The 4,468-nt window shown below is 73.7% G+C and carries 5 protein-coding genes; 4 read left to right on the top strand and 1 reads right to left on the bottom strand.

Going from position 1 to position 4,468, the window contains the following annotated elements:
• The 4 genes from ACFTZL_RS41575 to ACFTZL_RS41560 all read left to right on the top strand — a co-directional run.
• Window positions 1-625, top strand: a 625-nt coding sequence (locus tag ACFTZL_RS41575; RefSeq protein WP_382594797.1) for a hypothetical protein, incomplete at its 5' end; no start/stop codon positions are given.
• On the top strand, window positions 622-1,584 hold the full coding sequence (locus tag ACFTZL_RS41570) for a DUF6895 family protein (protein WP_382594795.1): 963 nt from the start codon (window positions 622-624) through the stop codon (window positions 1,582-1,584). The genes ACFTZL_RS41575 and ACFTZL_RS41570, both read left to right, overlap by 4 nt.
• Window positions 1,581-2,498, top strand: a complete 918-nt coding sequence (locus tag ACFTZL_RS41565) for a DUF6895 family protein (protein ID WP_382594792.1) — start codon at window positions 1,581-1,583, stop codon at window positions 2,496-2,498. The genes ACFTZL_RS41570 and ACFTZL_RS41565 overlap by 4 nt, the downstream gene beginning before the upstream one ends.
• Window positions 2,495-3,616, top strand: a complete 1,122-nt coding sequence (locus ACFTZL_RS41560) for a serine hydrolase domain-containing protein (RefSeq protein WP_382594789.1) — start codon at window positions 2,495-2,497, stop codon at window positions 3,614-3,616. The genes ACFTZL_RS41565 and ACFTZL_RS41560 overlap by 4 nt, the downstream gene beginning before the upstream one ends.
• A 61-nt stretch (window positions 3,617-3,677) precedes the next feature.
• Here ACFTZL_RS41560 and ACFTZL_RS41555 read toward each other — a convergent pair.
• On the bottom strand, window positions 3,678-4,468 hold a 791-nt coding region (locus ACFTZL_RS41555), incomplete at its 5' end, for a carbohydrate-binding protein (protein WP_382594786.1).

Here is a 4,468-nt window from a genome sequence, read left to right as displayed (position 1 = left end):
CGCTCTTCGGAGCGGAGACCACGCTCGTGCGGCCGCCCCCGCGGCGGTCGACCCGGAAGCGGAGGGACTCGCCCTCGCGGCCGTACGTGTGCTGGGAGCCGACGCGTTGCTGCCGAGCGCCCTTCTGCACACCCCGCCCCCGCCCGACGAACTCGCCGTGTTCCGGAAGGCCGTGGAGACCTACCCGCCCGGCGCCCACGCCGCCCCCACCGTCGTGTGGAGCCACTGGGCCATGCGACGCGCACTGCGGCGGCTCGACCCGGGCCACGCCGACGGCCCGGACGAAGAACCGGACGGCTGGCTCGAGGGCGCGAGCTGGCAACTCCTGACGCACCAGCTCGCGGTGCTGGCCGCCCTCGCCCTGCCCGGCGAGGACAGCGCCGTCGCCCGCGCCGCCGTGCACCGGCCGGTCGACGTCGCCCGCGGCTTCGTGCGCGCCGTACGCCGCAGGGACTGGCGGCAGGCGGCCGGCGCCGGACGCTGGCTGACCCTGCTGGACGGCGTACCGCAAACGCTGGGCCTCGAGAACGGCCTGGACTTCGTGGAGCTGATGGGCGGTCAGGACCCGCTCGTGGCCCTGCAGGTGAAGGCGGCACGGCGGATGCGGACGGGAGCGTTCGTGTGAGCGACGTACGGGGGCCACGGCAGGTGGCCGAGGACGCGCTGGCATGGGTGTCCGCACATCGCGAGCGGTTCGCGCTGGGCGAGGACGCGCTGGCCGCCGACGGACAGGTGAACCGGAGCTGGAAACCGCTCGGGGAACTGGCCCAGGTGTGCGCGACCGTGTCCCTGCACACCGCGCCCCCGGATCCGCTCCACGCGTGCGCGGCCGACCTCATGACCTTCGCGTGGCAACAGACCGGCCGGGGTGAGCTGTTCGTGTGCCTGCAACGGCTGGAGCCCTTCGCCACCTACCCGTTGGAGGTGTACGCCGCCATGGCCGCGGCGGGTCTGCGGCACCCCGGCTACGAGGCGGCCACCGCCACGGTGGCCCGCACCCGCGGCTGGCGGCTCACCGAACAGGAGCCCACCCGGCGCCTCGGCGTCCTGAACGCCGAGACCCGCAGCGGCATCCGGCAGTCCGACGCGATGCCGCAGGCGCTGCGGCACACCTGGCTGGCCGGGCTGCCCGAGCCCTGGACCTTCGAGCAGTCCTCCGGCTACTCCCTCACCCACGTGGTCTTCCACCTCACCGACTGGGGGCGCGCCGGGCCCGGGGGAGTACCCCCCGACGTGGCCGGCTACCTGGCCGACTGGCTGCCGCCCTGGCTCGACACCTGTCTGGACGCCGGGATGTGGGACCTCGGCTGCGAGCTTCTCGCCGTGGCGGCGAGCCTGCCGCTGCTGCCCGAACCCGTCGTCCTCGAGGACGCCTGGGCACGGGTCGCCGCGGTACAGCACCCCTCCGGCGCGATCCCGGAGCAAGGGGGCGGAACGGACCACGACGGCGGCCCGGACTTCCTCTCCCACTATCACCCCACCCTCATGGCCGCCTTCGCGGCAACCCTGACCACAGGGCGTCTCGAGGACGGAGCCCGGGCAGGTGCGCATCACCGGCCCGGCGGACAAGGAGTGCTGGGATGACCGACACCCGTCTGATCCACAACGTCGGGGCCGGCGCCCTGGAATGGCTGTGGGCCCACCGCGACGGATTCGAGCTGGAACCCGACGTCGACCCGGAGGTCGGTTTCCTGGAGCGCTTCAAGCCCATCGGCGAACTCGCCATGATCTGCAAGGTGCTGTTCCGCGAGGGGGTCGCGGGATCGCGCCAGGCACAGCTCGCCCGGCAACTCGTCGACCACGCCTGGCGCGAGACGCTGGACGGCGGCCGCATGCTGGTGCGCGGGCAGCTCACGGAGCCGATCTCCCCCATCCCGTTCGAGGTGTACCTGCCCTTCAAGGAACTCGGCTACAGCCAGCCGGAGGTGGAGCGGGCAGCCGCCCTGAACCACCGGCTGGACAGCTGGGTGGCGTTCGAGGCGACCCCCACCCGCCGGCTCGGACTGTCCGCGTTCCAGCGCCGGTTCGGCCTCCCGCCGCGCCCTCCGGAGGCCGAACTGCGGGACACCACCTGGCTGGCCCGCACCCCCGAGCCCTGGACGGTGGAAGGGCACATCGCCTACGACGTCACGCACAACGTGTTCCACCTGACCGACTGGGGAGAGAACCCGGACGGCCTGCCGCCCGCCACCGCCGACTACCTGGCGACCTGGCTGCCCGTCTGGATCGACGACTGGCTGGACCTGGAGCGCTGGGACCTGCTCGGCGAACTGCTCGTCGTCGACGCCTGCCTGCCCCGCCCCACCCTGGACGAACGGGCCTGGGAGGGCTTCGCCGCCGCACAGCAGCCCGACGGGGCCATGCCGGCCCTGCGGTCGATGCCCGAGGGCGCCCCCGACGAGGTGTTCGACATCGTCTACCACCCGACCCTGGTCGCCGCCTACGCCTCCGTACTGGCCACATCCCGCTCCCTGTCCCGCCTGGCCCACGCCTCATGAGGACCCGCCGGCACGCCTCGCGGCAGGACGAACCGCGCGACGCTCCTCCTGCCACGCCCACGGCCGCTCGCCCTGCCCCGCGCGTCCGGTCACCGGAACTTGCCCCGGACGACGGGTCGCTCGGCGCGCGGCTCGCTGACGCCGTCACCGCGGCCGACGCGCCGGACGTCGTCTTCGCCCTCTCCCGGCACGGCCGCAGCATCGTCCTGAGCGGCGGCACCGCCCCGCCTCCGCCGCTTCCCCGAGAGGACCTGCGGTACGAGATCGGCTCGGCCACCAAGACGCTCACCGGGCTGCTGCTGGCCCGGCTGATCCACAGCGGACGGCTGTCCGGCGGTGAACCGGCCCTCGCCTTCCTGGACAGGGGGCGGCCGACCGGTGCCGACCCGGTGACGCTCGCCCATCTGATCACCCACACCTCCGGACTGCCCGCCCTGCCGCCCGGCTTCCTCCTCCGGGCCCTGCCCGCCTGGCACACCAACCCCTACGGCCGCTTCCCGGCCGCCCGGGTCGTCGACGCCTTCCTGCGTCACCGTCCGCGCCACCGCCCCGGCACCCGGTGGCGCTACTCCAACTACGGCGTCGCCGTACTCGGACACGCACTCGCCGCCGCGACCGGCGCTCCGTGGCAGGACCTGCTCACCGGCCAGGTCCTGCACCCGCTCGGCCTGAACGGCACGACCCTGCGCGCGGACGACTCAGGGCTCGACGCACTCGGGCACGGCGAGGACGGACAGTCACCCGTGCCCCCCTTCGACGCCGGAGGCTTCCAGGCGGCGGGTGCCGTACGGGCCACGCCGCACGACCTGCTCACCTTCCTCGAGGCCCATCTGGACCCCACCGGCCGATCACCACAGCTCACCGCGGCCCTGCGTGAGGTGCGCCGCCCCGTGCTCCGCCGGGGCATCGGGCACCGGCACGTCCACACCACGGCCTGGTTCTGTCACCCGACCGGCGGCGGACCGATGTACTTCCACAGCGGAGCGACCCTCGGCCAGCAGGCGTTCCTGGGCTTCCGCCCCGACACCGGCACGGCCCTGGCCGCGGTGTGCACCCGCCGCTTCCGCGCCCACGACCCGTTCCTGGCCACCGCGTACGCGCTGCTGACGGAGGAGTAGCGGGCCAGGCCCGGCGCCCACGGCACGTGCCGCGCCGGCGCCGGACGGCCCTGACTCTTCGTCACACCCGCTGCCACAGGGCCGGGGTGCGGGTGGGCGCCCAGGCACCCTGGGCCTGGTGGGTCTGCAGGCACCGATAGCGCACCCCGGCGTGACTCACCGTGACACCGGCCTCGTAGACACGGCCGGCGGCCCACGTCTGCGCGACGTTGCCCTGCGGTGCCGCGGCTTCGACGGCGGCGGTCTTCAGAGTGAGCCCGAAGTTGCCGAGCAGCGGATTGATCGGCTGGAAGAACGTCGTGCCCCCGCTCTTGCAGTCGCCCGTACCACCGGACGTCACGCCCTGCGCCTGGACGCCCGCGACATAGGGCCCGCCGGAGTCGCCCGGCTCGGCGCACACCGTCGTCCGGGTCAGCCCGTCCACCCTGCCCTCGGCGTAGCTGACACTGGCGTCGTGCTGCTCGATCTTGCCGCAGTGCCACCCGGTGGTGGAGCCGGAGCGGCAGACGGCGGCCCCGACGAGCGCCTGCACCGAGCCGGTGACCTGCACCTTCTGCTCGCCCTCGACCTTCACGTTCGCCGTGGTCGTCCACTGGTCGTTGACGGCCACCCACGACATGTCCTTGCCGGGGAACGTGGAGGCCTGGAACGCGCCCTGCTCCGCCTGGTTGAACCCGGTCGTCGTGGCGCCCTTCTTGCCGCAGTGGCCCGCCGAGGCGAAGCCCTGCTGCGCGCCCTTGGTGACGGAGAATCCGATGGAGCAGCGGGCGCTGCCGTTGATGTAGTAGGCGTCGCCGCCGGTGATCTCCGCCATGAGGCGCGGCCGGTCCGCCGTCACCGTGACGCCCACGC

The organism is Streptomyces sp. NPDC056948, from assembly GCF_042674225.1.
Classification (GTDB): domain Bacteria; phylum Actinomycetota; class Actinomycetes; order Streptomycetales; family Streptomycetaceae; genus Streptomyces; species Streptomyces purpurascens.
Note: the sequence above shows the minus strand (reverse complement) of the source record. Positions and strands in the feature narration are given on the sequence as shown.